31 protein-coding genes are annotated in these 25,974 nt (G+C 68.5%); 13 read left to right on the top strand and 18 right to left on the bottom strand.

Going from position 1 to position 25,974, the window contains the following annotated elements; translation table 11 throughout:
• Window positions 1-2: 2 nt before the first annotated feature.
• The 12 genes from A3862_RS30620 to A3862_RS31775 form a co-directional block, all read right to left on the bottom strand.
• Window positions 3-2,258 (bottom strand): DotA/TraY family protein, encoded by a 2,256-nt coding sequence (locus A3862_RS30620; RefSeq protein WP_012778764.1) that lies wholly within the window; start codon window positions 2,256-2,258, stop codon window positions 3-5.
• A gap of 8 nt (window positions 2,259-2,266) precedes the next feature.
• On the bottom strand, window positions 2,267-3,253 hold the full coding sequence (locus A3862_RS30615; RefSeq protein WP_111474480.1) for a hypothetical protein: 987 nt from the start codon (window positions 3,251-3,253) through the stop codon (window positions 2,267-2,269).
• Window positions 3,250-4,272 carry a hypothetical protein gene (locus A3862_RS30610; protein ID WP_111474479.1) on the bottom strand — a complete coding sequence of 341 codons (1,023 nt, stop codon included), beginning with the start codon at window positions 4,270-4,272 and terminating at the stop codon, window positions 3,250-3,252. Before A3862_RS30610 ends, A3862_RS30615 begins: the two co-directional genes overlap by 4 nt.
• On the bottom strand, window positions 4,269-5,033 hold the full coding sequence (locus tag A3862_RS30605; protein WP_111474478.1) for a hypothetical protein: 765 nt from the start codon (window positions 5,031-5,033) through the stop codon (window positions 4,269-4,271). The genes A3862_RS30610 and A3862_RS30605 overlap by 4 nt, the downstream gene beginning before the upstream one ends.
• Complete coding sequence (locus A3862_RS32295) at window positions 5,030-5,800, bottom strand: M23 family metallopeptidase (RefSeq protein WP_257791616.1); 771 nt, start codon at window positions 5,798-5,800, stop codon at window positions 5,030-5,032. The genes A3862_RS30605 and A3862_RS32295 overlap by 4 nt, the downstream gene beginning before the upstream one ends.
• A 176-nt stretch (window positions 5,801-5,976) precedes the next feature.
• Window positions 5,977-6,393, bottom strand: coding sequence for a hypothetical protein (locus A3862_RS31295; RefSeq protein ID WP_124263053.1), 417 nt, complete (start codon window positions 6,391-6,393; stop codon window positions 5,977-5,979).
• Window positions 6,390-7,067, bottom strand: coding sequence for a hypothetical protein (locus A3862_RS30595; RefSeq protein WP_111474476.1), 678 nt, complete (start codon window positions 7,065-7,067; stop codon window positions 6,390-6,392). The genes A3862_RS31295 and A3862_RS30595 overlap by 4 nt, the downstream gene beginning before the upstream one ends.
• The gene (locus A3862_RS30590; RefSeq protein ID WP_111474475.1) at window positions 7,052-7,297 is read right to left on the bottom strand and encodes a hypothetical protein; all 246 of its coding nucleotides are present in this window, start codon (window positions 7,295-7,297) and stop codon (window positions 7,052-7,054) included. The genes A3862_RS30595 and A3862_RS30590 overlap by 16 nt, the downstream gene beginning before the upstream one ends.
• On the bottom strand, window positions 7,294-7,932 hold the full coding sequence (locus A3862_RS30585; RefSeq protein WP_236962191.1) for a YcbK family protein: 639 nt from the start codon (window positions 7,930-7,932) through the stop codon (window positions 7,294-7,296). The genes A3862_RS30590 and A3862_RS30585 overlap by 4 nt, the downstream gene beginning before the upstream one ends.
• Window positions 7,913-9,094: a type IV pilus twitching motility protein PilT gene (locus A3862_RS30580; RefSeq protein WP_111474474.1), complete on the bottom strand. Its 1,182-nt coding sequence runs from the start codon at window positions 9,092-9,094 to the stop codon at window positions 7,913-7,915. The genes A3862_RS30585 and A3862_RS30580 overlap by 20 nt, the downstream gene beginning before the upstream one ends.
• A gap of 3 nt (window positions 9,095-9,097) precedes the next feature.
• On the bottom strand, window positions 9,098-10,231 hold the full coding sequence (locus tag A3862_RS30575) for a type IV secretory system conjugative DNA transfer family protein (RefSeq protein WP_111474473.1): 1,134 nt from the start codon (window positions 10,229-10,231) through the stop codon (window positions 9,098-9,100).
• 3 nt (window positions 10,232-10,234) lie between these two features.
• Window positions 10,235-10,375 carry a hypothetical protein gene (locus tag A3862_RS31775; RefSeq protein ID WP_164706449.1) on the bottom strand — a complete coding sequence of 47 codons (141 nt, stop codon included), beginning with the start codon at window positions 10,373-10,375 and terminating at the stop codon, window positions 10,235-10,237.
• Window positions 10,376-10,492: 117 nt separating this feature from the next.
• Here A3862_RS31775 and A3862_RS30570 point away from each other — a divergent pair, with 117 nt between their 5' ends.
• Window positions 10,493-10,996, top strand: a complete 504-nt coding sequence (locus A3862_RS30570) for a hypothetical protein (protein ID WP_236962189.1) — start codon at window positions 10,493-10,495, stop codon at window positions 10,994-10,996.
• A 16-nt stretch (window positions 10,997-11,012) separates the two neighbouring features.
• On the opposite strand, the gene A3862_RS30565 is transcribed toward A3862_RS30570, so the two are convergent.
• Window positions 11,013-11,579: a hypothetical protein gene (locus A3862_RS30565; protein ID WP_111474471.1), complete on the bottom strand. Its 567-nt coding sequence runs from the start codon at window positions 11,577-11,579 to the stop codon at window positions 11,013-11,015.
• Between the two features lie 848 nt (window positions 11,580-12,427).
• Between A3862_RS30565 and A3862_RS30560 the strand changes: the two genes are divergently transcribed.
• The 12 genes from A3862_RS30560 to A3862_RS30505 all read left to right on the top strand — a co-directional run bounded on the left by A3862_RS30560 (window position 12,428) and on the right by A3862_RS30505 (window position 21,964).
• A complete protein-coding gene (locus A3862_RS30560) occupies window positions 12,428-12,937 on the top strand; it encodes a hypothetical protein (protein WP_236962187.1) in 510 nt (169 codons plus the stop codon).
• A 1-nt stretch (window position 12,938) separates the two neighbouring features.
• Window positions 12,939-13,214, top strand: a complete 276-nt coding sequence (locus tag A3862_RS30555; protein ID WP_111474469.1) for a hypothetical protein — start codon at window positions 12,939-12,941, stop codon at window positions 13,212-13,214.
• Complete coding sequence (locus A3862_RS30550; RefSeq protein WP_111474468.1) at window positions 13,211-13,867, top strand: DotI/IcmL family type IV secretion protein; 657 nt, start codon at window positions 13,211-13,213, stop codon at window positions 13,865-13,867. The genes A3862_RS30555 and A3862_RS30550 overlap by 4 nt, the downstream gene beginning before the upstream one ends.
• Window positions 13,868-14,190: 323 nt before the next feature.
• A complete protein-coding gene (locus A3862_RS30545; protein WP_236962185.1) occupies window positions 14,191-15,051 on the top strand; it encodes a DotH/IcmK family type IV secretion protein in 861 nt (286 codons plus the stop codon).
• Window positions 15,052-15,062: 11 nt separating this feature from the next.
• Entirely contained in the window at window positions 15,063-16,346 is a 1,284-nt protein-coding gene (locus A3862_RS30540; RefSeq protein ID WP_111474466.1) for a DotG/IcmE/VirB10 family protein, read from the top strand.
• A complete protein-coding gene (locus A3862_RS30535) occupies window positions 16,343-16,597 on the top strand; it encodes a hypothetical protein (protein ID WP_012606221.1) in 255 nt (84 codons plus the stop codon). The genes A3862_RS30540 and A3862_RS30535 overlap by 4 nt, the downstream gene beginning before the upstream one ends.
• Before the next feature lie 11 nt (window positions 16,598-16,608).
• Window positions 16,609-17,079, top strand: coding sequence for a hypothetical protein (locus A3862_RS30530; protein WP_111474465.1), 471 nt, complete (start codon window positions 16,609-16,611; stop codon window positions 17,077-17,079).
• A complete protein-coding gene (locus A3862_RS30525; protein ID WP_111474464.1) occupies window positions 17,076-20,063 on the top strand; it encodes a hypothetical protein in 2,988 nt (995 codons plus the stop codon). The genes A3862_RS30530 and A3862_RS30525 overlap by 4 nt, the downstream gene beginning before the upstream one ends.
• The gene (locus tag A3862_RS30520) at window positions 20,060-20,476 is read left to right on the top strand and encodes a hypothetical protein (RefSeq protein WP_111474463.1); all 417 of its coding nucleotides are present in this window, start codon (window positions 20,060-20,062) and stop codon (window positions 20,474-20,476) included. Before A3862_RS30525 ends, A3862_RS30520 begins: the two co-directional genes overlap by 4 nt.
• Before the next feature lie 482 nt (window positions 20,477-20,958).
• Window positions 20,959-21,330, top strand: a complete 372-nt coding sequence (locus A3862_RS30515; RefSeq protein WP_111474462.1) for a type II toxin-antitoxin system RelE/ParE family toxin — start codon at window positions 20,959-20,961, stop codon at window positions 21,328-21,330.
• Window positions 21,331-21,401: 71 nt separating this feature from the next.
• On the top strand, window positions 21,402-21,698 hold the full coding sequence (locus A3862_RS30510) for a helix-turn-helix domain-containing protein (protein WP_111474461.1): 297 nt from the start codon (window positions 21,402-21,404) through the stop codon (window positions 21,696-21,698).
• Window positions 21,699-21,709: 11 nt separating this feature from the next.
• Complete coding sequence (locus tag A3862_RS30505) at window positions 21,710-21,964, top strand: hypothetical protein (RefSeq protein ID WP_124263052.1); 255 nt, start codon at window positions 21,710-21,712, stop codon at window positions 21,962-21,964.
• A gap of 180 nt (window positions 21,965-22,144) precedes the next feature.
• Here A3862_RS30505 and A3862_RS30500 read toward each other — a convergent pair whose 3' ends face one another.
• From A3862_RS30500 to A3862_RS30480, 5 genes are all read right to left on the bottom strand, one after another.
• Window positions 22,145-23,059 carry a hypothetical protein gene (locus tag A3862_RS30500; protein ID WP_111474459.1) on the bottom strand — a complete coding sequence of 305 codons (915 nt, stop codon included), beginning with the start codon at window positions 23,057-23,059 and terminating at the stop codon, window positions 22,145-22,147.
• Window positions 23,056-24,354: a Fic/DOC family protein gene (locus A3862_RS30495; RefSeq protein WP_111474458.1), complete on the bottom strand. Its 1,299-nt coding sequence runs from the start codon at window positions 24,352-24,354 to the stop codon at window positions 23,056-23,058. The genes A3862_RS30500 and A3862_RS30495 overlap by 4 nt, the downstream gene beginning before the upstream one ends.
• Window positions 24,351-24,638, bottom strand: a complete 288-nt coding sequence (locus A3862_RS30490; RefSeq protein ID WP_111474457.1) for a hypothetical protein — start codon at window positions 24,636-24,638, stop codon at window positions 24,351-24,353. Before A3862_RS30490 ends, A3862_RS30495 begins: the two co-directional genes overlap by 4 nt.
• Before the next feature lie 229 nt (window positions 24,639-24,867).
• The gene (locus A3862_RS30485) at window positions 24,868-25,413 is read right to left on the bottom strand and encodes a hypothetical protein (RefSeq protein WP_236962213.1); all 546 of its coding nucleotides are present in this window, start codon (window positions 25,411-25,413) and stop codon (window positions 24,868-24,870) included.
• 68 nt (window positions 25,414-25,481) lie between these two features.
• Window positions 25,482-25,832: a type II toxin-antitoxin system Phd/YefM family antitoxin gene (locus A3862_RS30480; RefSeq protein WP_111474455.1), complete on the bottom strand. Its 351-nt coding sequence runs from the start codon at window positions 25,830-25,832 to the stop codon at window positions 25,482-25,484.
• Window positions 25,833-25,974: the final 142 nt, after the last annotated feature.

The following is a 25,974-nucleotide window of genomic DNA, read 5'->3' as shown; positions in this document are numbered from 1 at the left end:
GCTCAGGAGTCCTTGCGCAGCTTCGACAGCATGGTCCTGGCGCCGGCGCGGGAGCCGTCGATCATGCGGCCGACGGTGCGGTGCGTGGCACTGCCGGAGATCTGCCCGGGCGAGCGCGGCATGACGATGCCGGCCGCGGCAACGGCGGCGGTGTTGCCGGTCCGGCGCTCGATCTGCCCGCCGATCCAGGACAGCACGGTCTCGGGCAGGGCGCTGATCTGGCCGGCGGCCAGCGCGACGATCGAGAACAGGATGACGGCGTAGACGAACAGCCCGGCGGTTCCGACCATCGCATAGGCGATGGTGCCGTCGGGCGAGATCATCGCCAACGCGCCGCGGAAGAAAATACTGCTAATGTCGATCCCGACCCGCATGAGCAGGATAGAGACCAGCATGCCGATGACGATGAGGGGAGGGCGCAGTAGGATGCCGAGGAAGAACAGGTAGCCCTGGCCGCTGTTGCCGACGAAGCTGTCGGAGCGGGCGGGCATGAACTTGGTGAGCAGCCAGATCGGCACGGCGATCATCGCCTCGGCCACCACTAAGAACCAGTTGAAGGTCGCCATCAGGAAATGGACGATGACGACGAACGGCACGAGGCCGATCAGCAGGAAGGCGGCGACGAACAGCACGATCGCGAGGCAGTAGAGAAATCCCGTCATCTCCCTGAGGCCGGATCGAAAAGCTCCATCTTCGCTCAGTTTGAGCTTTCCCAACCCCCAATCCAGGATGTCGCCGCCGATAGCGCCTCCAGTCGCCCCCATGCCCCAATAGGCGATGACCTGACCGATCTCCTGGATTTCGAGGATGGGATCCTTCCAGGCGCTGCTCTCGGGCCGGCTGATCCTGTCGAGGACGCCGGCGTAGATCATCGACAGGCCGCGAGCGAACTGGTTGGGCGGATCCATCTGCGCGGTCGGGTGATCGCTCGCCACGCTGGCGACGCTGGCCGACCCTTGCGCGGCGATATAGCCACCGAAGGTGGCGACGTAGGTGAGGTTGCGCTGCGCCTCCTCGGCGAGGGGCGCGTAGGCGCTGTGGCCGAAGTAGGGGATGTAGGCGGTGATGTTGGCCGGGGGCTCGACCCGGATCGCGCCGCTCGGCCCTGCGGAGGCCGCCAGGAGCTTGGCCTGGACGAGGCTCATCGAACGCTGCCACAGGGCGGCGGCGAGCCAGCCGTTGTCGGTGGCGTTGGCGAGGTAGTTGCGCAGGGCTTGGTTGAGCTGTTCGCTGTTGCTCTGGGTCAGGCTCTGACTGACGGAGGTATAGGCGGCGTCGATCGCCTGTTTGATCTGCCTCTTGATCGCCCCATCGTCGCGGCTGCCGGAATTGATGGTGCGGGCGATGCCGGCGGCGGCTCCGTCGAGACTGTCGATCGCGGCCTGGAAGCTCTGCTGGCTCTGCCGTTCGGCGAGATCGATCAGCGTCCGGGTGGTGCTGGCGTCGTTCGTGTCGGCGATGGTCGCGCTGATCTTCTGGTGCTCGTAGACGACGGCGCCACAGAGGTTGTCCGACTTGCGGAAATAGCCGTTGGTGTCGACGAAATGGTAACTCGTCGAGCGCGCACTCCACGACCCGAAATACCCGTCGTCGACCGTCGTCTTCGGGCTGATCGCAGCGGCGTCGTCCCGGCCGGAGACGTTCCTGGCGTAGGTCTGCAAGGCCTGGGCGCAGACGTAGCCGTAGAGGCGGCCTTCCAGCACCTTGGCGAGCTTGCCGCGCAGCACGAAGTCGCCGAGCGCCTGGGTCGGGCTGGTGAGTGTACCGTATAGGCCGGTGAGGCCCGTGCCGGCGACGCGGGTCCAGAGGGTGTCGCCGAAGCCCGAGCCCCAGACCGCGAGCTGGACGACGAGGATCTGCACCAGCGAGAGGCCGGACTTGATCGGCAGGCTGAGGATCGCGCCGGTGATGACCCGCAGGAGGGTGTATTTGGCGCTCGACTGGCGGCCGAAGGCCTCGCCGTCGTTGGCGGTGTCGGCGACGAGGGAATAGAGCAGGTAGCAGGCCAGGATCGTCGCGACGATCAGGCAGCCGACGTTGAAGTAGCCGAGCGCGACCGTGAGCGGCCGGTCGTCGGTGCACGAGGCGGCGGTCCAGACACCATCGACCACGCAGCCGAGCAATTTGCGCAGGTTGATCAGCGCCAGGTCGTTCTGGACCGGTGTGAAGATCTCGCGACCGGTGGTCTGGGCCCGGGCCGCCGTGGCGGCGGCGAGGAACCCGAGGCTGCCGGCCCCGGCCGTGATCCTGCGGAGCATGCGGGCCTCTACAGATTGCCGCCGGCCTGGGTGGCCAGCATGGTGCCGAGGACGGCCGCGGTGCGGGCCTGCTGCTCGATGAGCTGCTGGCGCAAAGCCAGCGACATCGAGCGCATGCGGGTGAGTTCGATCAGCAGGCCGTGCTCGGATTGGCCGGCGAGGCCGGCCGACCACGCCTCGTAGTGCGGGCCGCCGCCGTACTGGGCGATCAGCGCCTCGAGCTGTGCCAGCGGGGAGGGGGCAGCGCTGCCGACCTCGTGGCCCTCGGCGATCGACATCGCCCGGACGGCGCTGAGCGAGACGAGGGCGGGCGAGCGCAGGGCCTCGACGCGGCGGGCCCGCAGCATCATCAGGTCGGCCTCCGCCCCCGGCATGGCGGCCGTCGGCTTGGGCATCGGCAGGCCGGCCATGTCCTGGATGACGACCCTGCGGTCGTCGTCGCTGGCGGTGGGATCGAACAGGATCGCGGCATCCGCCTTGGTGGGGTCGGCGAGGCGCGCGCGGGTCGCCTCGGAGATCGGGACGTTCTTGCCCGGGGAGACGTCGAGCGCGCGATAGGTCTCCCGGCCGGTCATGGCGACGTTGCCCATGGCGCGGTTGGTGGAGTTCATCAGGTCGATCGCGCCGCAGGCGTTCACGCCCTGGCCGGTCTCGATGGAATACTGCTCGCGGGCATCGACCAGGGCCTGGCGCTGGGCGACCTGGGACAGGGTGGCGGCCACGGCCTGCTGGGTGTTGCTGACGAGGTTCACCTCGCGCTCGCCGTTGGTCGAGACCTGGGCGGTCTGCACCTTCATGGCCGAGAGCAGCATCTCCAGGGTGAGGCTGCGCTGCGTGGCGACGGTGGTGCCCATGGTGGCGACCCGCGTTTCCAGGGCGCCGGTCGCCCTGGTGTGGCCGGCGATCCAAATCGGATCGGCGACGCCACAGAACTGCGCTGCCGCCGGCGAGGCGAGGGCGGCCAGGGCCGCGGCGAGGAGGATCGGCGTCTTCATGGCGTCTGGAAGCTCGCTGGGGTCGGCGCGCCGCGACCGGGGGAGGGGACGCTGTTCGAGATGCGGGCGTTGACCATGGACAGCAGCAGGGCCGCGGCGGTGGCCTCGGTCCGCATGCCGCGTTTGATCTGGTGGGCGAGGAGGGCGAGGTTGGCCGCCTCCATCCGCACGGCGTCCTGAATGACGCCGCGGTCGTGCTGGCCGGCGATGCCGGCGGCCCACGCCGCGCCGCCGTCGCTGCCCTGCCAGTGGCCCGACAGCGCCCGTGTCTTGGCGATCGGGCCGTCCGGCTGGTAGTCGGCCGCGATGTCGGCGAGCACGACGGCGGTCATCGAGCGGTAGGTATCCCGGCCGGTCTTCTCGAGCTTGTTGAGGTCGTTGGTCGCGGAGTTGCCCGTATTGCGCGGCTGCAGGTCGGGCGGCCCGATGATGGTGGTGATGAACTTCGTCGCGGCTTGCGCGTCGCCGCTGTAGAGCGCGGCGCCGTCGGGGGCGTCTCCGGACTTCACGTCGGCGACCCAGTCCTTGGGATCGGCGTAGCGGCCGGGCTGGGCGTGGACCTGGGTGACCATCTGCTGGCGGACGGCCGCGGACCCCGATAGGGCGGTGTAGAGACCTTGCGCCTTGGTGTTCGCGCCGCACGGGTCGTAGCCGATCGAGCCGTAGCGGTGGGTGGCGAGCGCCACGGCCTGGCGCTGGTCCTGGGTGACGACGGTGGTGGCGAGCGCCTGGCTCGACGCGCGAAAGCCGTTCGAGACCTGATCCGAGCCGGCGGCCGATTGCGCGGTGAGCACCTTCACGGCGGAGAGCAGCCGGGCTCGCTCGGCGACCTCCTGGGCGACCAGGCCGGCCTCGGTGGTGGTGATCGCGCCAGTGATCGCCGCCGTGAGGGCTTCGGTCGCGACGTTCACCCGAGTCTCGACCCCGAAGCAGCTCTGGGCCTGCGCCGTCGCCGAGACGCCGATCGCCACGATGAGGGCGCCGAGCCCGGCGAGGGCGGTGATGGTCCGGCCCGTCATGGCGTGGCTCCCTGGCGGCTGTCGCCACCCATGCCGCCGACGAGGACACCGACGAGGCCGGCGCGGGCGCCGCTCATGATCGCGCCCTGGCGACGGGCCTGGACCAGGGCGACATCCTCCTCAGCCGTCCGCGGGCTGGGCTTCACCGTGGGCAGGGGCGCGACGACGTCGAGGTAGTCGGCGGCGGTCATCACCTCCTCGGCGGAGTAGTTGCGGTTGAACAGCCAGGGGGCGGCGTCGGAGTCGCCGGCGCCGTAACCGCCGGGCTGGGCGCCCTTGCACCAGCCGGTCTGCTGCTCGGAGGGCGAGCAGTAGAAGCTGCGCCGCTGGTCGAGGGAGGCGCCCATGCGCGCGGCGGCATCGCCGCCGCCGGTGAGCCAGCTTCGGTCGGCCGAACGGAAGGCCTGGCGGGCCTTCGACGCGGAGGTCTCGCTGTCGCTCGCCTGCGACAATCCCAACGCAATGGTGCAGGCGGCGTAGCCGGTGCCGGTATCGTAGCCGTAAAGGTGCTGGACGCGGGCGAGGCCCAGGGCATTGTCCTGGCTAACCAGGGTCGAGGCCGTCGCCTCGGCACTGGCCTTGTCGCCGTTGGTGATCTGGAGCGCGGTGCCGCTCGACTGCGCACCGGACACGCGCATGCCCGACAACAGCCGCTGCAGGGAGATCTCCCATTGCGGGAACAGGCCCTGCGCCTGGGCCGGAGACGCCAGGACAACGGCCAGGACGGCACTCGCCGGAAGGATGGGGAAGAGCCGCGTCACGGCTGACCCTCCATCGGGCGGGCGTCGAGAGCGTAGAGGGCGACGAGCTGGGCGAGCGCGGCATCGATCTGCGCGTCGTAGTCGAAGGCGTTGGTGGCCAGCTCCGCGGAGTTGGTGCGCGCGATCTCGATGTAGAGGCTGCGGTTGGGCTGGTTGGCGACCTTCACCGCGTGGTCCTCGGAGCCCGTGGCTCGCTCGGCCGCGCTGGCGATGGCGGTCTGCTGCGACTGGCTGTCGGATTGCGAGACGGGCTCGCTGGTTGCGCCCTCGTTGGCGCCCGGCGCGCAGGTCTTCGGCAGGGTCGTCTTGCGCGGCCCGCCGGCCATGTCGGGGTACGGGTTGGAGATCGGGATCTGGCGCGGCAGGAACGGCTCGGGATTGACGTAGTACCAGGCCTGCGGGAGGGCCGCCTTGATCGCGTCGGCGGTCATCGGGCTCGCGCCCTTGCCGGCATACATCTTCCAGACCCGGCCGTTGGTGCCGCTCGAGGCGAGGATGTTGCCCTTCAGGAGCGTGCCGAGATGGAGATGCGGAGCGCAACGCTTCATGCCCGCGCACCCCATCGTACCGACCTGCTCACCGGCAGTAATTTGAGGGCTTTGCCGTTGATTGAAAACGGCAGTATTCATGTGAAGATATAAAAACCTGGTATCTCCAGAGATAATATCAGCGATGATTCCGCCGCCCGTAAAATTGTGATACGTGATCGCACCCGATGAGCCAGAAAATATCTTTGTTCCAGCCCCTTCGCTGTTCACGATATCCATGCCCTGGTGATAGCCGGCCGACGCACCTGCGCGACCGGTTCGGTTGACACCGTAGGGCGACGATACCCGCTCACCGGCGGGGTTCATGATGTCAGACGTAAGGCACGTACCGGACAGCGCAGAAGCAGACGATACCAAGTGCAAGATCAGTGTCGTCGCAGATAATTTAAATCTTTTCACTTGCTCCCCTCCGCCTTTGGTGGGCAAAGCACATATTCCATGTTGTTGAACAAGATTTCTGATTGGCCCAAGGGCTTCAAAGAAAAAGAATCATAATCCGCTTCGTCAGGACTTTCGCGCATCCCCTGCGGGACGTGAGCGTCCCAATCACATTTCGTATTGATAAAAATTATTCCCTTAGGCTGCTTTTTCGCTTTGAGAATTTTGCAACGTGCCTCGCCGCGAACTCCCTCTTGGTCAATTCGTTGAATCAGCCGATCTTTTTCAATGGTCAGCGGCGGCCTCTTGCAGCCCGATGCTGAGACCGGTGAGTATGCCCAGTCGCCGATCGGCAAGGCGAGCGGCTCGGCCTGAGCCGAGCCAAAGGCCGCGAGGAGCAGGCCCGCAGAGAGCACGATCGAGCGGCAGATCATTGGTACAGTCCTCCGTAGCTGCTGCCGGACGGGGAGGGCGTCGAGATCGCCGTGGACGCGCTCGGCTGGGCCGAGTCCTGCTGGACGACGACCGGGCTCGCGCTCTGCGGCGCCTGGCTGGTGGTGAGCGCCGAGCCGAAGGCGGTGTTCTGGACGTGGTTGTACGAACCGAGGCCGGAGATGTTCGGCAGGCTGATCGGCGAGATCGAGCCGTTGAGCTGCCGGAACAGGTCGCCCGAGACCGAGTTCTGGAAGCTCCCCATCTGCTGGTTGATGCTGCGGATCGTGTCGCGCAGCTGATCGTCGAGGATCTGGCAGACCTGCCGCTTGGCCGCGTCGATCACCGACCCGATCAGGTTCTGCGCGCCGCTGGTGAGGAACCCCGACAGGTCCGGGATCAGGTTCGACAGGTCGAAGCGCTTCAGCAGGTCGCCGGCGATGCAGGAGTTCGGGCCGTTGAAGAACGCGGACGGGTTGACCTTGGCCGCGTCGATCAGCGCGATCTGGCGCTGCACCGCCGCGTCGGCCGCCTGGCGGACGAGGCAGTTCGAACCGGTCGAACCCGTCTGGGCCCCGGCCGGCAGGGTGCCAGCGACGGCAAGGCCGGCCACGAGGACGGCGCCGGACAGCACCGTGCGGATCCGGTGCGGAGGCGGGATCAGAACGCCGGCCATTGTCCACCCTCGATGTATTTGGCCCAAAGGAATTTCACGTATCGCAGAGGCGTCATCTTGCGGTGATTGCAATAGGCCAGATATACCGCGTAGCCGAACAGAGCCATGAACGTGTATCGGCTCAGTCCCGTGACAATGATCGCCGGGAAAAACGCGGCAAGACTGCCGTGCAGGCCGAAGAACCGAATGGGCACGGCCGACCAGCGCCAGGGGAGGTGGCGGTCGCTCATGCGGGATCCCCGGGCTTGGTGATCGGGGTGCCCGGCGCGGGTTGGCCGGCCGGCGGCGCCTTGCGCCCCCCGGCCCAGACCCGGGCCTTGCCGATGTCGAGGTGGCAGAAGCCAGGATAGATCCCGACGCCGCCGCGGCCGCACAGCGCGCCTGCGACCGCCACGGCGTCCGCGCCGTAGCCGGCCGCGCGCAGGTCGGCGGCGCGCCCGGCAAGGTGGAGCGAGGCCCGGGCCGCGCCCTCGATCCCGGCATTGTGCTGCGGCGTGCGATAGCCGGAGGTGACGATCAGCGGCACCACCGCGCCGTGGACCGCGCTCATCGCGCCCTGGACCGAGGCGAGGAGGTCGAACAGGCGCGGATCGATCCAGACCGCCGCGCTGGCATCGCCGACATCGCGCAGCAGCCAGGAGAGGAGGAGCAGGTCGCGGGTGTTGTAGCCGTCCGGAGTCCGGACGATCGCGCTCACCTCCTCGCCGGTGCGGTCGCGGCGCAGCCACAGCCGCACCGGCGGCGGCAGGGCCACCGTGCCGGCCAAGGCTGCCGCATAGGTCCGGTCGGCGCCCGCAAGGCCGACCACAGAACCCGCCAGGGTGCCGGCAAGCCCGGTGACGAGGCTACGCCGCGAGACGGGCATCACGATATCCATAGCGCTCGAGGACGCGGCGGGCGGTGGCGACGTCGATCAGGCCCTGCTCGAGGGCCAGCGCGACCGTGGCCTTCATCGAACGGCCATCCTCGCCCCGGCCGATGATCGCCCGCATGGTCTCGGCGGACTCGGCCATGCCCGCCCGCGCCACCTCCCGGCGGACGGAGGCGGTCAACACCTGCCACTCGCGCAGGCAGACTAGCCCGCCGCCGACCCGCGGCACCAGGAGCTGCGAGACGAGGAGGTGGCTGCTGCCCAGAACGTCGTGGAACGCTTGGGTCTGCAGGTCGGCCGGGAACATCAGGGTCAGGCGCCGCAGGATGTGGGCGACGTCGTTGGCGTGGGTGGTGGTGTAGATCGGGTGGCCGGTCTGGGCCGCCTCGACGCAGGCCATGACCGTGTGCATGTCGCGCAGCTCGCCCACCATGACGAGGCCCGGCTTGCGGCGCAGCGAGTTGCGCACGCCGGCCGCGAACGAGGGCAGGTGCAAGCCGATCTCGTGCTGCATGATGGTGCAGCGCCCCGACGGCACGGTCTCGAACACGAACTCGATCGGGGCCTCATAGGTCAGCACGTTGCCGTGGATCGGCGTGTCCTCCTCCAGGATCCGGCGGATTAGGGCGGCGAGCGTCGTGGTCTTGCCCGAACCGGTCTCGCCGGCGACGATCACGGCGCCCTGGGCCGGGGTCGACTCGGCGACGACAGCGTCGTCGACCCCGAGGGCGGCCACGGTCGGCGGATCGGCCGGGATGTGGCGGCAGACGATCTGCACACCGGTATCGCCCTCGAAGTAGCCGGCCGTGACGTTGATGCGGAACCGGTGCCGGACCGGCTCGGCGTCGCGCTTAGCCCCGGCCCGGTCCTCGATCGTGATGGCGCGGTCGAAGTCCTGGGCCGCGTAGAGCTTCGACATGATCGAGTCGGTCGAGGTCAGCTCGGTGGCGATGCGCGCCATGGTGCTCGGCTGCAGCCAGATGCCGGTCAGCGCGGTGAGTTCGCCGTGGATGGCGGCCATGACCCGGCGGCCGGACTGGAAGATCACGTCACTCGCGCCGATCGACACGGCGTGGATGAACAGCCGGGCCACCTCATCGCGGCCATGCACGACGATCTCCTGATCGGGGTATCGGGTCTTGCCGGTCCACAGCATGGCTCACTCCGCGGTCGCTGCCGCCGAGGCGGTGCGCTGGAATTTCGGGGTGACGACGATCTTGAGGAGGCGCTGGTCGATGGCGGCCGAGCGGCCGTCCTTGCCGACCTTGAGCGCGGTGGCGCGCACCCTCACGATCGGAAGGCTGATCGCGCCCGCCGCGGCGAGGTCCCCGTAGCGGCGCATGCCGGAGAAATCGCGGTCGAGCCGGGCCAGCCCGTCGTCGAACGCAGCGCGGGCCTGCTGCACGCCCACCTCCAGGCCGCCCTTGTAGCCGACGTCCCAGTTGTCCTGCTCGACCTGCCCCTTGGGCGGGGTCCAGGTGGTCTTGGCCTCGGGCGGGGGCGTGACGGTGAGGTAGTCGCGCCAGTTCGGCGGCTGCACGGTCACGCGGGCATCGCGCAGGATCTCGAACGAGCCGAGGGTGGTGACCAGAAGGGTGCGGGTCGGGGTCTGGCGCACCTCGCGCAGCTCGGACACCACCGGCGGCACGATGTCCGGACCGATCATGACGCTGGCGAACGGGTACTTCGCATCGAGCCGGGCGCTGATGTCGGGCGTGTCGAGGTAGACGGCGATCCGCCGGGATTCCTCGCGGTAGCCGTCCTGGATGCCGGCGGTCCTGGCGGCGCGCTGCACCACCTTGGTCGGCCTGTTGGCGTCGCCGAACACTCCGGCCGAGTAGCGCGAGAAGTCGGCGTTGGCCGGATGCGGCGGGGCCGGCGCCGGGGACTGGTCGGCGGAGTTCTGAGGGAACGGCTGCCCGTCCTGGCCCGGCAGGGTGCGGGGGCCGTTGGCGATGGCGTTGAGGGCATTCGCCTGGGCGATCCCGCCAGGACCGTAATAGCCGGGTGGCGGATAGCCGCCATAGCCGGGCGCGCCGTAGGCGTAGCCGGCACCGTAACCCGCACCGTAGCCGGGGGCGCCGTAGCCGGCGCCATAGCCTGGCGCGCCGTAACCGTAGCCGCTGGTGGGAGCCCCGTAGCCGTAGCCTCCCACGCCGGCTGCCACCGGGGCACAGGCCGCCGGGTTCTGGGCGCAGTAGGTGTTGGCGACTTGAGCCTTGGCCGGCTGGCCGACAACACACAGGGCGGTCGCGCCGAGTGCGGTGGAGAGGATCCATGCCTTCAGGCGCATGGCTCAGACCCCGTGCTCGCGCAGCTTGGCATCGACATGCCCCGAGGTGCTGCCGCCAGTGCTGACGCAGCCGGGGAGCAGAACGGCGACACCGAGCAGCAATACGACAAATCTAACGATGGCATTCATCCGAACTATTTTCATGTTCTCCTCCAACATCATTCGATCGATATTTATCTTGCAGCAATTTTTGGCGATGTTACACAAGCGCCATTGCAGAGATATCTTCGACGGGTGGCTCAGATGGGGATCGTCTCATTCGTGAGAGAGCGGCTCGGGCACCGGGTCGGGCCGGAGCACCGCGGCTTCGCCGCCATGAGCGGCACGGTGCTGGGCGGCACGCACGCCCTCTGCCCCTCCTGCCGGCGCGGCCGGCTGATGAGCGATCCCGACGCGCTCGACCTGCGCCGCTGCGACGATCCGAAATGCGGCGCCACCTTCTCCCTGGCCGAACTCAGCCGCACCTACGCCCTCGACGGTGCCGATCCGCGGACACTGGCCGCCGATGAGCGGCAGCAGGCGCTGACGCTGTTCGTGGCGGCCGAGATCATCGGCATGCTGGCCGCCGCCTGGGCGGTCTACGCGCGCTCCTGGCTCACGTTGCTCGGCGCCCTGATGCTCTGCCTGGTGGTCTGTGCCACCGCGATGGTGTCGCGCTACCGCGCTTGGCAGCTCGAGCACGGCCGGCTGTTCGAGACGCGGGCGCCGCTGCGCGCCTTCGCGGCCGACGAGATCGACGGGCTGTTCCGGCGCCGGAAACGATAGGGCAGGGGACCGCATCTCAGCCCCCGATCATCGTGCAGACGTTCGACAGCGACACATCCATGTGAATCGTGTTGCCGACGAGCTGGGCCACGTCGTTGATGAAGAACGCCAGGGTGCCACCGACCAGGTACAGGAAGGCCGACCCGGCGCCGTCGTGCTGGCCCGAGGTCGCCTTGTAGAGCTTCAGTCCCGCGACCAGCCACGCCAGTGCACCGAGGCCCATGAAGAAGTATGTGATCGCGATGCGGATCTGTTCGCAGGTCGAACCGCGCTGAGACCCGCCGTAGTTGAACATGCTGTAGGTGATATCGCCTCCCAGGACGAAACTGTTGGCGAACTTCCACAACAGGACTGGCGCAACGATCATCGCGCCCGCGAGCACGAGCTTACCGAAGGCAGTATCGATCGTCACCGGGCGGTTGGAGAATTTATGCTCACCGGCAGCAACATTGTAGAGCGCGTAGAGTCCCGACGTCCCGAACCAGATCCCCAGCACGGCAATGCCCAAAAAGATCAGGTTGACGAAGAGCGGAAATACCTCACTCAACGAAACGAGCAGATTGCCAAGATCCGGAACGACCATCCACGCACCTATTTAGAATGGATCGAGTTATACTCTAACAATTCCAACCGCTCCTCCAATCTGTTGATGCGCTCTCGCATCTCTTCCAGCTTCAAGTTAGTCGGATCTACGTCCAGATTGGGCCGCCTATAGGGGCGTTTTTCTTCTGGTCGACCATCGTTATATTCAAACCGCGACCGATTTCGCCTCTCGTCTTCATGATTTGCTGGGTTGGCGAGTGCAGTTCCAGCGGCCATCGACGAGATCACGGCGATGTGTATCGCCATGGTTGCGGGCTTTAACGCGAATTTAATCCTTTGTTGCATTGCACATTCTACGCTGGACTGTATGGCCGGACACATGCTCGTCCAGTGATTTATTTGGATTTCTGGACGAAAATTCCAAGATCTACACCCTATGAGAAAAGCACATCTCGATTGCATTCAAAACACAGCCCGGTCTTACTCCATGCTTATGGACCTTGGTATACCCCATTCGGGGTCAATCAGAGCGATACGCTTGCATGTTTATTGACATACCGGGAATGGCTTCGCAATAAGAGCGCAACCTAGGAATTAACGACTGCAGGCGGGCAAGCCACGATGGAGATCGCAGGAAAACACTTCGCTTGGGCAGCCTGTGTGGTTGCCTGTGTCTATCTGGCCACGGACAGACATTGGGTTCCTGTACAGATCCAAATCGTTGCGAGCGCACCAATTCAGACTTTGGCAGCGCCACCAATTCAGTCCTCTACGGCAGGTGTTGCGCCGGCTACAGGATTCCAGTCGCCCCCTGCCGCACCGCAGGCGTTCCGGCCCCTCGCTCAGGTTGCACAGGCCCCGACTCAGCCCGCCACGCCGACGCCGTCAGTGAGCTTCGCCACCATCGAGGATCCGACACGCGCCCGGCAGGTGACGGATTTGCTGGCCAAGTTGGAAGGCATCGCCGACTTGCCGGCCGGGACGGCACCGGGTCAGGTCGCGACGATCTTCTTCGATCCGCGCTGCCCCTATTGCCACGCCGCCTGGACGGCACTCCACGGCAAGGTCGCGGCGCGCTGGGTGCCGGTGGTGGTCCTCGGCGATCCGGAGGCCGGCACCCGCATGGCGGCGGCGATCCTCGCGGCTCCCGATCGAGTCGCCGCGCTCACGAACGCCTTCGACGCCAAGCTCACCCCCACCGTGTCTGCGAGCCCGGAGATCGCGGCCAAGCTCGCCGAGAACAAAGAGGCGTTCGCCGCGATCTTCGCAGCGGCCCCGCAGCTGCGTCCGGGCGTGCCGACGCTGTTCGTGCCCCGTCCCGACGGGCGGCTCGCCATCATGGTCGGCTACGAGCCCGGCGACGACGCCAAGGTCCGCTCCGTCCTGACCGGGAGCTGAGATGGCCCGTCGCGCCACCATCGGAGCGTTCAGCCTGCCCTCGGCCCGGGGCTGCCTGTCGCCCTCGGCCCTGGCCGACCGGCTCGCCGGCTACGCGCGCGCCAGCGCCTTCCTCGCAGCCGCGCTGTTCACGTCGCTCATGGGCTCGATGTGGCTGACCTACCTGTGCCTCAAACGGGCGGAGGTAATCCCCTACGTCGCCGACGGCGGCGTGTTCGGCTGCGAGGTGCGGACCCTGGCGCGACCGCCCGCCCCGACCGGAAAGACCGAGCCATGAAGTCTGCCGACCGCATCGCGCGCGAGATCGACGCGGGACAGATGATGCTCCGGAACCAGTGGAACTGGATCCTGATGCTGTCGGTCTTCCTGACCATCTCGCTCGTGGTCAACGGGCTGTTGTTCTACAATGCGTTCTACCGCTTCCCGATCAAGCAGTTCATCTGGACGTCGGATGCGCAGGCGGTCTGCGACGCGATTCCGCTGACCGAGCCGAACATCTCCCAGGCGCGGCTGAAGGAGTTCGCGGTCAGCGCGGCGGTCGAACTCAACTCCTACGACTATGCCAACTGGCGCGCCCTCATCAACAACGCGCTGTCGTCGTCGTTCACCCCGAAGGGCCGCGACCGTTATCGCGCCGCCCTGCAGGAGAGCGGCATCATCCAGAAGGTCGTGATCGGCTACCAGACCGTCTCGGCGGTGACCACGGACCCGGCCAACATCTCCGAGGAGGGCAAGTCGGGCGGTCGCTACTACTGGATCGTCGAGGTGCCGCTGCAGATCTTCTACCGCACCAACGTCGAGACCAAGGTCGAGCGCCGGCTCCTGACCATGACGATCGTGCGGATCGATCCCTCGCCGATCAACCCGAACGGCATCGCCATCGACTCGGTGATCTCGACGCAGCAACTGACCCATCAGGTGCAACCATGATGCGTGCAGGGGGCGCCCCGAGGCGCGTCCGAGCCTTCGGCTGCCTGCTCACGGCCCTCGTCTGCGCGCCCGTGGCGGCGCGCGCCCATGGCGTGCATGAGGCCGGGCAGCCGACCGATGCCGATGCGGCTCCCGGCGGAGGAAGCGCCTTCGTCGGCCCGAGCCCGCCCGCCGCGGGCGCCCCGCCTCCTGGGGGTGCGGTCCGTCGCCCGTTCGGCGTCCCGCCGACCGGTCTTCCGCCAACCGGGGCGGCAGCCACCGCAGCACCGCCGCCCGTTCCACGCCCGCTGACGGCGGGCGAGCTCGAGGAGTTGCGCCAGCGCATGCTCGGTGGTGCGAAGGGCGTGATCCTCAAGCCCGACGAGATCCAGGGCATGCGCCGCGCGGTGCAGGACGCGCAAGGCGCCGGCAACTTCCCCGGCCGCAACGGGCGCATGCCCCGGCCGGAGCCGCGGCTGCTCACCGTGACGCAGGAGGTCAGCCGGGCGGCGCCCGAGACGCTGAACCTCGCCTACGGGGTGGTGAGCCCAATCACCTTCGTCGACGGCAAAGGCAATCCCTGGCCGATCGCCTCGGTCGCCTACGATCCGAGGCTGTTCGCGCAGGACGGCACTGGCTGCGGCGTCGATGCCGCGATGGGCGCGACCCAGGTCGCGGCCGCGGCGGGATCGGACCGGCCGACCTCGATCAACCTCATGCCCTGCCGATACGACACCTGGGGCAACATCCTGATCCGGCTGGAGGCCGTGCCCTATCCGATCCCCCTGATGGTCCTGTCCGGGCAAAGCGAGACGGTGGACATCCCGGTCACGGTGCGGGTGGCCGGCACTTCGCCGCTGACCCCCGTCAAGGTCGCCGCGGCGAGCCCCGGCCCGGTCCGCAAGGGCGGCGGGCGGCCCGCCGCCCGCGGCGCGGGGGCGCCCGACACCACAACCCTGCTGCACCTGTTCGGAGCCGGCACGCCCCCGGCCGGGGCGCAGAGGCTCGTGGCCAACGGGGCGCAGGCCTGGCTCTACCGCGACCGGATGTACGTGCGGGTCCAGGGCAATCTGGTGAGCCCGCAGCCGGTGGCGTCGGCCGACGCACAGGAGGGCTACCGCATCTACGAGTTCCTGCGCCCGGCCTCGCGCCTCGTCGCCGAGCGCGGCGACGGCTCCGAGACCGCCATCACCATCGAGTTCTGAGGGAGACGGCCATGCTCGATACCAAACAAACGGCCGCCCTCGGCGGCGTCGTCATGGTGGTGGCGATCGGCTCCGCGGCCTTCATCCTCTCCGACGCGCCGGGCGTCGACCGGGGGGTCGGGGCCGCGTCCGAGATCCGGGGCCCGACCCCGAACCCACCCAACAACATGATGAAGCCGGTCGGCCGGGCCGAGGCCGACCGCCGGGCGGGCGTCAACCGACAGGCCGCCGACGAGAAGGCCGAGGCCGGCAGGCCCTACGTGGCGCCGACCGTCATCGCCGAGAGCCGACCCCCGCAGATGGGCGAGTTGCCGGACGCGGCCCCCGAAAAACCGGCCGAGCCGGCCCCCGCCCCGGTGCCGGAGAAGATCGTCTACCGCGACCGCACCGTGGTTCAGACCGTCTACCGGGATGCGCCGGTCCAGCCGACGGCGGACCCCGAGCAGATCGCGGCGATCAACGAACAGATCAAGGCCCTGCTCAAGCCGAGCCCCGGCGGCTTCCTCGTGCGCTCGTTCGCCAAGGGTGAGCGGGCGAAGCCCCCCGAGGCGCGGGCCGCCGCGGCGCCGGTCGTGACCGGGCCGTTCGGGCCCGGCATCCGCCACGCCACCGTGGCGCGCGCCGGCGACGTCGCCTACGCGGTGCTGGACCGCGGCTTCAACTCGGACGATCCGGCGGCGCCGATCTTCGCCACCATCGTCGACCTCGACGAGCGCGGGCAGCCCGGCCCGCTCAACGGCATCCGGCTGATGGGCCAGATCGTCTACTCCCAGACGCAAGGGGCGATCCGATTCACCACCATGATCCTGCAGGACGGCCGCCAGGGGCCGATGCAGGCGATCGCCATCACCGTCGATCAGGCCCGAACCGGCGTGGCCGAGGATGTCGACAACCACGTGCTCGAGCGCTACGGCGGCCTCGTCGTCGCCGGGCTGCTCCAGGGCATTGGCCAGGTCGGCCAGCAGCTGACGCAGCTCAACACCAACACCACCTACGGCGACGGCTTCGCGGTCCAGTCCGGCCGCAAGATCGACTGGCTGACCGCCGGCCTGGGCGCGGCCATGCCGGTGGGGCAGGCGATGACCGCCGCGGCGGCGCGCTCGTTCAGCCGGCCGCCGACACTGAGCAGCCCGGTGAATTTCCCGATCGGCATCGTCTTCCTGCAGCCGGTCGTGGTGCCCCTCGACGCGGCCCGGGTCGCGGCGGGGGCCGGGACCGGCTACGGGCCGGATCCGGCCTACGGCGCCGGCTACCGCCCCGAGACCCTGCCCGTCTCCTACGCGAGGCGGCCATGACCGGGTCGAAGGGGATCGCCGACGTGCTGCGCGGGCTGATCGACGGCATGCCGGTCTTCGCCTGGCTGCTCGTCGTCGGAGCGGCCGTCGCCGGCATGGTCCTGACCGGCTACGCCCTGATCCGGGTCTACCAGGCGAACACCTCCGGCGACGGCACCGCCGGGACCTGGGTCGTAGCCGCCATCATCGGCAGCGCGATGACCTGCGTCACGGTGCTGATCGGCCAGCTCTCCTTCTACTTCGCCGATTAGGAGCGCGGCTCATGCAAGCGCTCGACCACCTCACCGCCAACACCGCCTTCTACCTCGTCGATCACCCTGTGGTGAGCCAAATGGCGATCGCATCGACGCTCGCCACCGGCATCGTCGTGGTGTTCGCCGCACCGACCTGGGCCCGCCTCGTCTGCTCCGACCGGAGCTTGCAACGGATCCTGCATCTGAGCGGGATGGGAGTGGGCGGTTGCCTCATCCTGACGAGTCTCTTCTACGACAGCCTCGTCCGTGGCCTGGATGGCGCGATCACGTCCCGGCCGCTGATGTATGCCTACTACCCGGCCAGCATCATGCTGTCGTGCGCCGCGGTCGTGTTCGCCGGGTTCCAGATCTACTGCGCGCTCACCGTCCGGCCCGCGCCCCTGTTGCGGGCGGCCGTCCCGGCCCTGCTCGGCGCCTGGCTCTTCGCGCTGAGCGTGCCGATCTACCAGTTCGCCGTCCTGCTGGGCCTCGACCGATGAGGACGGCCGATAAATTCTGCGATCTTGCCGGCTTCGACCCCGCGCGCGGAGAGGCCGTCGTCTACGCCCATGACGGCTCGCAGCTCACCCTGATCGAGATCGACGGCGCCAGGACGATCGTCTCGGGCGAGGATTACCTCCACAACGTCGTCGAGCGCTTCGCCGGCGGGATCGCGCAGATCCTGAAACGGCCCGGCCACCAGATCACGATCTCCTACGAGTCCTCGCTCAACACCGCCCGGATCCTCGATCCGTTCGTGCGGCAACAGGGCCGGCGCGCCCGCCAGAAGGGTCTCGCGGTCGAGGCGCTGATCGAGGAGGGCCGTGCCGTGCTGGAAGGCCGGGCGCGCGCGGAGACGATCCTGCTCGCCGCCTGGACCCGGCCGTCGGCCGGCGCCGCCGACGAGGTCCGCAAGGAGCAGAAGGCGAACCGCAAGGCCTGGCAGGAGCTGCCGCCGGCGCGCGACGCGCAGAACCCGTTCCTGCATCTCGGATCGATCGCCGGCCCGCACGGCGCCTTCGTGCGCCGGATCATGGAGGCGCTCGGCGAGGCCCGCCTGCAGGGCCGGGTACTCTCGCCGAACGACCAGGGCCGGCGGCGCGACCTGGAGCAGGTCCGGGCGGCGGTGCTCTACCACGAGACGCCCGACGGCTGGACGCCCTACGGGCCCGGCACCCGGCGCTATCCCGGCGCCAAGGAGCGGCACGACGACGACGTCTCCGAATTCTTCACCCCGACCGTCGCCCGGCAGATCATGACGTCGAACGCGCAAGCCGCGAGCAACATGCGTGCCCTCGACATGGGCGGGCGCCGCTACGCGCTTGCCGTGATGCGGATGTTCCCGGCGACGCTCCTGCCGTTCAACCGGCTGCTCGAGACCTTGCTGGAGGCTTCCAGCAAGACCGCCGACATGCCGTTCCGGGTTTGTTTCCACCTCGAGGCGCTGCGCGACAACGATGTCGGTTTCCGCCTGCGCAAGGTCCTGGCCGGGCTCCTCGCCTTCGCGAGCCCGAGCAACAAGAACCTGTTCCGGGCGCTGCGCGAACTGGAGGACGTGGTCGACAAGGACGGCGAGGCGATCGTCAAAGGCAGGGTGATCGCCACGACCTGGACCGAGCCGGGGGAGGATCCGGGCCTGCTGGAGCGGCGGCGCTCCTACCTGATGAGCGGGATGATGACCTGGGGCGAGGCGGTGATGACCGACGCGCCTCACAACCCGCTGCGCGCCCTGTGCGAGACGGTCGCCGGCATGACGGTCCAGGCGGAGGTACCCCCGGGCTCGATCGCGCCGCTCGGCGACCTTGCCGCCCTGCTGCCGTTCCACCGCACCGCGCCGATCTTCAAGCAGGGCCAGACCTTACTGCTGACGCCCGACGGCAAGCCCATGCCCTACGAGGCGCTGTCGGCCGAGCAGCTGTTCTGGCTCACCCTCATCTACGCCACGCCCGGCTCGGGCAAGTCGGTGCTGATGAACCGGCTCAACGTCGAGTTCGCGGCCTTCTCCGCCGGGGCGGCCCTGCCGTTCCTCGCCGTGATCGATGTCGGCGTCAGCTCGTCGGGCTTCATCGAGCTGGTGAGGAACGCCCTGCCGGCCGAGCGCCGCCACGAGGCGTACTACGTGCGCCCGCTCAACACGCCGGACTACGCCGTCAACCCGTTCGAGCTCGGGCTCGGCCGCCGGACGCCCCTGGAGCGCGAGCGCACCTTCATCGAGAACTTCCTGACGACGCTGCTCAACGTCGCCCATCCGGAGGTGGCGCTCCTGATCCCGCGCCTGATCACGCGGGTCTACCAGCTCAAGAGCGACCTGCAGTTCTCGTCCTCGCCGTCGATCTACCAGCCCAACATCGATCGGGAACTCGACCAGCTGATCGCCGATCACGGCATCCCGGTCGCGGGCAAGATCCAGTGGTGGCGCATCGTCGACGCATTCGTCGAGCGCCGGCTCTACACGGCCGCGCAGCGGGCGCAGCGCTACGCCATGCCGATCCTGGAGGATCTCGCCCGCGTCATCAGCGAGCCGACCATGGCGGCCGACTTCACGCCCGAGCTGGTGCGCCTGGTCCAGCGCTCGCTCGAGAGTGCGATCGAGCGGTTCCCGATGTTCGCCCGGCCGACCCGGCTCGACCTCGGTGAGGCGCGGGTGGTGTCGATCGACGTGCAGGACGTGGCCCTGCGCCACAAGTCCCCGGAAGCCGAACGCAACAACGCGCTGATGTTCATGATCGCGCGGCACGTCTACCTGTCGAAGATCTCGGGGTTCTCGGAAGAGATCCCGAAGATGGATTTCCCGACGGACGCGGCGCTGCGGGGGGAATACGTCCGCTACTGGGAGGCGCGCTACCACGAGATCGCCGAGACGCCCAAGCGCTTGTGCATGGACGAGTATCACCTGACCGGCGGCGTCGAGACCATCGCCAGCCAAGTCAAATCGGATGCCCGCGAGGGCCGCAAGTGGGGCCTCGAGCTGATCCTGGTCTCGCAGCTGCTCGCCGACTTCGACACGCTGGCCGACATGGCCTCGACGGTCATGGTGCTCAACGCCGACTCCAACGAGATCCGCGAGGAGGCGCGCCGGACCTTCGGCTTCGATCAGGCCGTGAAGAGCGCCCTCGAGCGCCAGGTCCACGGCCCGCAGGGGCGGCGGGGAGCCAACCTGCTGGCGCGGTTCAAGCTCCGCGACGAGGAGCGCTGGATCGTCCTGAACAACGCGCTCGGGGCCCGGATGCTGTGGGCCCTGACCACCAAGCAGGAAGACCGCCTGGTGCGCGACGAGCTGTACCGCCGGATGGCGGTCAACGATGCGCTGCGCATCCTGGCGACCCGCTTCCCCGATGGCACCGCCATCGAGGCGTGGGGCCGGGTGGCCGCGCTGGCGCGGTTCGGGGAGGACCGGATCGCCAAGACGATCGTCGATGGAGTCCTGGGGGAGATCATGAGCGACGCTCGGCCTCCGATCGATCGATCCAGAACCGTAGCATGACGATGGAGGCTCCTGTGCAAGTCAAGGATATTCACTACCGGGCGCTCGCGAGCGCGACGATGATGGGCATGAGCATTCTGCCGGCCTGGGCTCAAAGCACCACCGGCGATCCATCGGCGCCCTTGGATATTCTCAAGACGGCCCGGCAGAAGGCAGCCAGTTCGTCGCTCAACGCCTCCAGCATCGCGACCGGCGGCAACAACCTCGGCATCGTGTTCACGATCCTGTTCGGTGTCGTGGGTATCGCGCTCGCCGGCATCTCCGGCGTGAAGCTCTACAAGTCGTCGCAGGACGACAACGCCCGCGAGGATGCCGGCCGGTCCCTGGTCGGATTCATCGTCGGCTCCGGCATCACCATCCTGGCCGTCCTCATCGGCGTAGTGACCACCTACATGACCGGCAGTGGTACGTAAGAAAAAGCAACGCCGAGCGGAGTTTCTGTCTCCGCTCGGCGTCTTTGCCCCGCTCATGGTTGCTGATGAAGCCTGGAATGAGCGATCTCAGCCGATGAGCCGTTCCGCACGGGTTCCTTGACCCGACAGGCGAATCCCGTCATTTCGCTACACGTCGCGAGACGAGTGCCCTGGATGGGCCGTCAGCGCGTTCGCCCACCACAGCCCTGAGCAGACCAGCCCGCGATACCCGCAGGCCGAAACCGCGCGTCCGTCGTCCCGGCATTGGGGCGTCCGGCGGCGATCCTGCGCATGTGCGGAACCGGGGCTCCACCAGAACGAGCATCATCATGACCACGAAGCCCAGCACCACCTTCACGCCCTGCCACGCTCCCGACCGCTCACCTGCGCGTGGTCCCACAGCGATCGGCCAAGCCCGACGCCTACGGATTGCCCGCACTTTTCGCTTGTCGCCCGGTACGGTTTGCCCGCATAAGAACGACATGCACGGGATCGTCGAATTGCCGCTCTACCTCGCTGACGCGAAGTCGGCCGGCGTCACCGACGAAGATCGCGACATGATCGCGGCCGTCATCGCCGCCGACCCTGAGGCCGGTGACCTGATCCCCGGCACCGGCGGTGCCCGCAAGGTCCGCATCGCCGGGAAGGGCAAGGGCAAGTCCGGCGGCTACCGGGTCATCACCTACTACGCCGCAGCGGACGTACCCGTATTCCTGCTGCGCCTCGTCTCGAAGGGGCAGCGGGCGGACATCAGCAAGGCGGAGCGCAACGACGTGCGCCTCGCCCTGGCGACCATCGTCGAGGACTACCGCGAGGACATGCGCCGCAAGGTGCGGACCCTCCGAACCACTTAACACGCGCCGCCATCCGCGCTCGCCCGAGGAGGGGCTGCGGACGGCGGAAATCCCAAGGAGGGGATGAACGAATGACCAGTTTCGGAAAGGGCCTCGTCGAGGCCGCTCGCCAGGCGCAAGCCTTCGCGCGTGGCGAACTCGATCCGTCCACCTGCGTCGTCCGCGTCCCGGCCGACATCGACGTGAAGGCCATCCGCAAGGGGACCGGCCTGACGCAGGCCGAGTTCGCGCAGCGCTTCGGCTTCCCGATCGGCACGTTGCGCGACCTGGAGCAGGGCCGGGCCCGGCCGGAGGCTGCGACGCGGGCCTACCTCCTCGTCATCAGCCGGGAGCCCGAGGCCGTGAAGCGGGCGCTGGGGGCGGCCTGACCATGGGCGGAATGATCGAGGAAGCCGCTGCGGCCACCGATGCCGCGTCCGCCCTCGCGAGCGAGGCGGCCGACAATCTCGCCGCCTTCGCGGGCGGCACGTTCAACGGCTTCGGGCTGTTCTCCGACCCCTCGCAGCAGCGCGCATATCTCGCCAGGGCAGCCAAGGCCGTGACTGCGGCGCTGGCCGCCATGGATGCGGCCCGTTGGCCCTCGCCGGCTGAGATGAGAGAGGCCGAGGAAGCGGCGCACGCGGATCAGCCGTAGGGGCCCGCAAAACAGGTCGTCGACCGCCTTCCGCCGAAACACCGTGCTGGCACCAAGCCGCGAGATTGGCCGGCGCGTTGTCGGCCGTGTCTGTCGTGGTTCCGGTGCCGTCGCGCGACCGGCACGCCGATGCAGGGCGCGACGTGGCCAGGATCGCCACCAGCTCATCGGGTTTGGGTCTCAGTAGCTCGTGATGACCGACTGCAAGGTCGGATCGACGTGGCGCAGCCAAGCGTAATCCGGAAAGAACAACCGCTCTGTCGGCAGGGCAAGGCTCGCCAGTTGGGTGACGGCATCGTTCAACGTGTCGCTGCCTCGGATCAGGTCGTGGATCCGATCGAGCATCGCGATATCCCGCCCGGCCTGATCCGAGATCGCCATCACCATGAGGCCCCGCAGGTCCGCCAGGATCACGGATGACGGATCGGCGGCCGGATCGGCGGCGAAGCGGTCGGCGGCCGTCCAGGCGGCCTTCAGGACGGCGGCGTGCGCCTTCCGGTCCTTGAGCGGGGCCGCCGCGTCGATCGTGAGGGACAAGGCGGCGGCGACGGGCCAGGGCACGGATTCCGCCACGCCCTCCACCGCCCGCGCGTCGCGCAGGTCGCGCAGCCCCTGGAACGGGTTGACGACGACGTCGACGACGGGCCCGGCAGCCTCGGGCTCGGGCGAGGGCGAGCGCACCAGGCATTGCGGCGGCGCGTAGGCGGCGCGGATGCTCCGCTGCGAGAATGCGTTCACGGAAGCCGCGATGAGGACCTCAATGTGCTTGCTGCTGCGCTTGTGCCAGGCGAGCGTGCCGAGGAGCGCCGTGAGGAGCGTGGCCGCCAGGCCGAAGCCGACCGACGACTTGTAGATCGAAACGAAGGCGAAGGGCTGCCCGGCCGGCATGGTCATGAAGTAGTGGCCCCAGCCGGTGAAGCGCCACAGGGTGGCGGTCTCGGCGAGGCGAAGGCCGGCATAGACCTGCCCGAGGATCGGCGAGAAGGTCCACCAGACGAGGCCGAGCATGGCCAGGACCGCGAGGCCGACGGCGCCGAGGGCGACGATCCGGCCGGGGCTCGTGGCCGCGACCGGCTCCCGGAACAGCGGCGTCATGCCGAGCGCCCCAGGGACGGCTCGTCCCGGCCGAGCGTCTGCTGCTGGGCGAGGCTGGTCTGCAGCTTGTCGTCGGCGACCACGGCCTTGAGCAGCGGCTTCAGGACGGCGCGGATCTCCTCCAGGCTCTGCCCTTGGGGAAGCAGCTTCCTGGCCTCGCTGGACAACCCTTCGATCAGCACGCCCGAGCCCTCGTGGCCGAAGCGCGCGATCAGGCTCCGGTCGATCAGGCGCACCTCGGCGGCCAACCGGGGATCCGCGGCGATCTCCCCCGGCGAGCGGGTCTTCAGGGCCTCGGACAGGGCTTCGCTCGGGCCCGGGATCTCGATGGCGTTGCGCCCAGCCTCCTCCGGCCTCTGGCCGTTCAGCACCAAGAAGCTCGCCGGGATCAGGATGCGCCCGGTCACTTGCGCCCGCACCTCCTCGCGGGGCGGCTCCGGCTCGGGGCGTCGGCCCTCGGGCAGCACCCGCACGTCGACACGGTCGTTGTTGCGCGGGAGCGTGTGGAAGGCCTGCAGCGCCACGGCCGAGACCTGCCGGGAGTCGCGGATCAGGGCGTGGTGATAGCTCGTGGCGATCACCTGACCCCGGATCTGGGTGCCGGGCTCAGGCAGGACGATGCGCGGCGCGCCCATCAGGCGTAGCGCCTCCACCGCGTCGGCCGACAGGCGGCCGAGCACCGGATGCGCCCGCATCTCCTCCGCGTAGCGGGCATTCTGGATCATCTCGGCGAGCGGCCGGATCGTGCCGCGGGTGGCGAGCACCAGGGCGTCGCGGGTCTCGCTCGGCACCCGGTTGATCAGGCCCTGGTCGAGGGGCTGACGGTGGTGGCGGGCATGCTGCTCCATGAAGGCGAGCAGGGTGCGGGTGTTGCCCTCCCGGAACGGGTGGGCCTGCCACAGGGCGGCGAAGGCCTGGGCGTAGACGATCGTCGGCCGGTCCTGCTTCAGGTCGCCCGGCGGCTGGCGGAGCCGGTCCAGGGCGGACCGGGCGTGGCCCTCGATCGCCGCCGGCGGGCTGTAGGCGACGCTCTTGCCCTGGAGCACGATCTCCGGCTTCCACGTCTCGATCGTGCGGGTCTCGCCCGCCCACGGATAGATCTCGCCGAACAGCCGCTTATGGATGGCGGCGTAGTGTGCCAGGTCGAAGGTCCCGAGCACCGGCTCCTTCTGCATCTGGAGCAGCGCCCGGAACGAGACGATCTGCTCGCGCTGGGCCAGGATCTGCGGATCGCGGAGGTCGGCGGTGTTCCGCAGGACGTCGGTGCCCTCGTAGACGTAGGGGTCCGCGCTCACGCCGCCTCTCCCCGGCCAAGGGCATGGCGGGCTTCGAGGGCCGCGAACACCTCGTCCTGGGTGACGAGGCCTGCCTCGGCGAGCAGGGCACCGAGTTGCACCCGCACGCTCATCTCGTTGCCCGAGCCGCGCATGATCGCCGCCGCCTGCTCGGCCTCGTAGGTCATCAGCGCCATGAGGAACGGGGCCAACTCGGCCTCGTCGACGCCCGTGGCGATGGCCTCGAGCAGGGTCACGGCCTCCTCGCGCCGGGTCACCAGCGTCGGCAGGTCACGAAAGCTCATGATGTCGTCCCTGTGCTGAACCCGCAGGCTTCCCGCCCACCGGGGATCCCTCTCGATCCGTCCTCGACGGCCCAACTCTCGGCTGCGCTCTGTCTCCTACCCTTACCCATCGTCGCCACGGCGCCTAGCTTCGGTCGGTCTCGACGGCGCATCGTTCCCGAGGTGGCGTCATCCTTGGCAACGAGCGCGGCCTGGCCGAAGGATGGTCGAGACCGACATTGGTTCGGTGTCATGGACCCTTGCGGATGTGGACCGGATCCTCCTCCTCACCGGGATCGGCCTTCCCACCGCTGGCGATCATAATGGCCGTCCAGGCATGCTCCGCTTCCAGGATGCCGAAATCTTCAAGCATCCAGCGGACGAATGTCTGGGTTCCCATCATGTCGATGTTCCCCCTTATGCCGCGCATCACGTCACGGGCGTCGCGTTCGTCGACGAGCGCGATGATCGCCTCGTCCGGTCTCAGGGAGTCCTTGGTCGAGCGCACCATCGACAACAGGCTCGCCTCGCCTCGATCCGCCCAATTCGGCATCATGTCCGGCGGCTCGCCGGCCCTGCGCCACAACTCCATCTCCCGTGCGTAGCGACGTCCCTCGTCGGTCTCCACACGCGTGATCCGGTCGCGGTTTCGCTCCATCCAATCCTTGATCGCACCACGGGCGGCCCGGCGCAGGTCGCCTCCCGCCGGGGGCGGCCGGACAACCTCCTCCATGACCATGTCCGTGAGCCAGACATCGCAGCCCGGCACGAACAGCCAGTCGAGGGCGTCGATCATCCCGAGAAGCGAAAGCGGCGTCGCATCCGAGACCAGGATGCGCGGCCTGGATCGGCCGGTATCCCCGCTCACGACCTCACACCGCCGAACCGTGCACGCACCGCCGCGAGTTCCGCGGAGACGGCCTCGCCGGTTCGGCCCGACAGGGCATCGTCGGCCATCTGTCTCGCGGCGGTGCCGAGGTCTCGGACGTCATATCCGAGAGGATCGGGGACGTGTCGGACGAAAGCACGCCGCCTCGCCGCGAGTTCTTCCGGCACACCTTCCCCGGCCGCCCGTTTGAGCCGGGCGAATTCGGTGACCGACAGCATCACGTTCCGTGGCTTGCCGTAGTCTGTGATCGCCACCGGGGCCTCTGTGGCGCTCGCCTGCACGTCACCCGTACGACGCTGGAGGTCGGCGGACGTGAACATCTGCATCTGAAAACCTCTTCGGCATCATACGTATGATATGTATGATTTAGGGCATAGGCAACGGCGATGCCTTGAGCGGATCGTCGTCGCGTCAGCCCCTGGTCCGGCGCAAACCCCACAGCGCCGTGGGGCCGGTCACCTGACGATC

Source organism: Methylobacterium sp. XJLW (assembly GCF_003254375.1).
In the GTDB taxonomy this organism is placed as follows: Bacteria; Pseudomonadota; Alphaproteobacteria; order Rhizobiales; family Beijerinckiaceae; genus Methylobacterium; species Methylobacterium fujisawaense.
Note: the sequence above shows the minus strand (reverse complement) of the source record. Positions and strands in the feature narration are given on the sequence as shown.

Coding starts and splice junctions, on each gene's coding strand:
- A3862_RS30610 (WP_111474479.1), bottom strand. CDS start 4,272: ATGACGGGCCGGACCATCACCGCCCTCGCCGGGCTCGGCGCCCTCATC.
- A3862_RS30480 (WP_111474455.1), bottom strand. CDS start 25,832: ATGCAGATGTTCACGTCCGCCGACCTCCAGCGTCGTACGGGTGACGTG.
- A3862_RS30535 (WP_012606221.1), top strand. CDS start 16,343: ATGACCGGGTCGAAGGGGATCGCCGACGTGCTGCGCGGGCTGATCGAC.
- A3862_RS30540 (WP_111474466.1), top strand. CDS start 15,063: ATGCTCGATACCAAACAAACGGCCGCCCTCGGCGGCGTCGTCATGGTG.
- A3862_RS30505 (WP_124263052.1), top strand. CDS start 21,710: ATGATCGAGGAAGCCGCTGCGGCCACCGATGCCGCGTCCGCCCTCGCG.
- A3862_RS30595 (WP_111474476.1), bottom strand. CDS start 7,067: ATGGCCGGCGTTCTGATCCCGCCTCCGCACCGGATCCGCACGGTGCTG.
- A3862_RS30565 (WP_111474471.1), bottom strand. CDS start 11,579: ATGGTCGTTCCGGATCTTGGCAATCTGCTCGTTTCGTTGAGTGAGGTA.
- A3862_RS30550 (WP_111474468.1), top strand. CDS start 13,211: ATGAAGTCTGCCGACCGCATCGCGCGCGAGATCGACGCGGGACAGATG.
- A3862_RS30515 (WP_111474462.1), top strand. CDS start 20,959: ATGCACGGGATCGTCGAATTGCCGCTCTACCTCGCTGACGCGAAGTCG.
- A3862_RS30485 (WP_236962213.1), bottom strand. CDS start 25,413: ATGATCGACGCCCTCGACTGGCTGTTCGTGCCGGGCTGCGATGTCTGG.
- A3862_RS30575 (WP_111474473.1), bottom strand. CDS start 10,231: ATGCGCCTGAAGGCATGGATCCTCTCCACCGCACTCGGCGCGACCGCC.
- A3862_RS30510 (WP_111474461.1), top strand. CDS start 21,402: ATGACCAGTTTCGGAAAGGGCCTCGTCGAGGCCGCTCGCCAGGCGCAA.
- A3862_RS31775 (WP_164706449.1), bottom strand. CDS start 10,375: ATGAAAATAGTTCGGATGAATGCCATCGTTAGATTTGTCGTATTGCTG.
- A3862_RS30585 (WP_236962191.1), bottom strand. CDS start 7,932: ATGCCCGTCTCGCGGCGTAGCCTCGTCACCGGGCTTGCCGGCACCCTG.
- A3862_RS30545 (WP_236962185.1), top strand. CDS start 14,191: ATGCTCGGTGGTGCGAAGGGCGTGATCCTCAAGCCCGACGAGATCCAG.
- A3862_RS30590 (WP_111474475.1), bottom strand. CDS start 7,297: ATGAGCGACCGCCACCTCCCCTGGCGCTGGTCGGCCGTGCCCATTCGG.
- A3862_RS30615 (WP_111474480.1), bottom strand. CDS start 3,253: ATGAAGACGCCGATCCTCCTCGCCGCGGCCCTGGCCGCCCTCGCCTCG.
- A3862_RS30555 (WP_111474469.1), top strand. CDS start 12,939: ATGGCCCGTCGCGCCACCATCGGAGCGTTCAGCCTGCCCTCGGCCCGG.
- A3862_RS30580 (WP_111474474.1), bottom strand. CDS start 9,094: ATGCTGTGGACCGGCAAGACCCGATACCCCGATCAGGAGATCGTCGTG.
- A3862_RS31295 (WP_124263053.1), bottom strand. CDS start 6,393: ATGATCTGCCGCTCGATCGTGCTCTCTGCGGGCCTGCTCCTCGCGGCC.
- A3862_RS32295 (WP_257791616.1), bottom strand. CDS start 5,800: ATGGATATCGTGAACAGCGAAGGGGCTGGAACAAAGATATTTTCTGGC.
- A3862_RS30525 (WP_111474464.1), top strand. CDS start 17,076: ATGAGGACGGCCGATAAATTCTGCGATCTTGCCGGCTTCGACCCCGCG.
- A3862_RS30500 (WP_111474459.1), bottom strand. CDS start 23,059: ATGACGCCGCTGTTCCGGGAGCCGGTCGCGGCCACGAGCCCCGGCCGG.
- A3862_RS30490 (WP_111474457.1), bottom strand. CDS start 24,638: ATGAGCTTTCGTGACCTGCCGACGCTGGTGACCCGGCGCGAGGAGGCC.
- A3862_RS30520 (WP_111474463.1), top strand. CDS start 20,060: ATGACGATGGAGGCTCCTGTGCAAGTCAAGGATATTCACTACCGGGCG.
- A3862_RS30530 (WP_111474465.1), top strand. CDS start 16,609: ATGCAAGCGCTCGACCACCTCACCGCCAACACCGCCTTCTACCTCGTC.
- A3862_RS30620 (WP_012778764.1), bottom strand. CDS start 2,258: ATGCTCCGCAGGATCACGGCCGGGGCCGGCAGCCTCGGGTTCCTCGCC.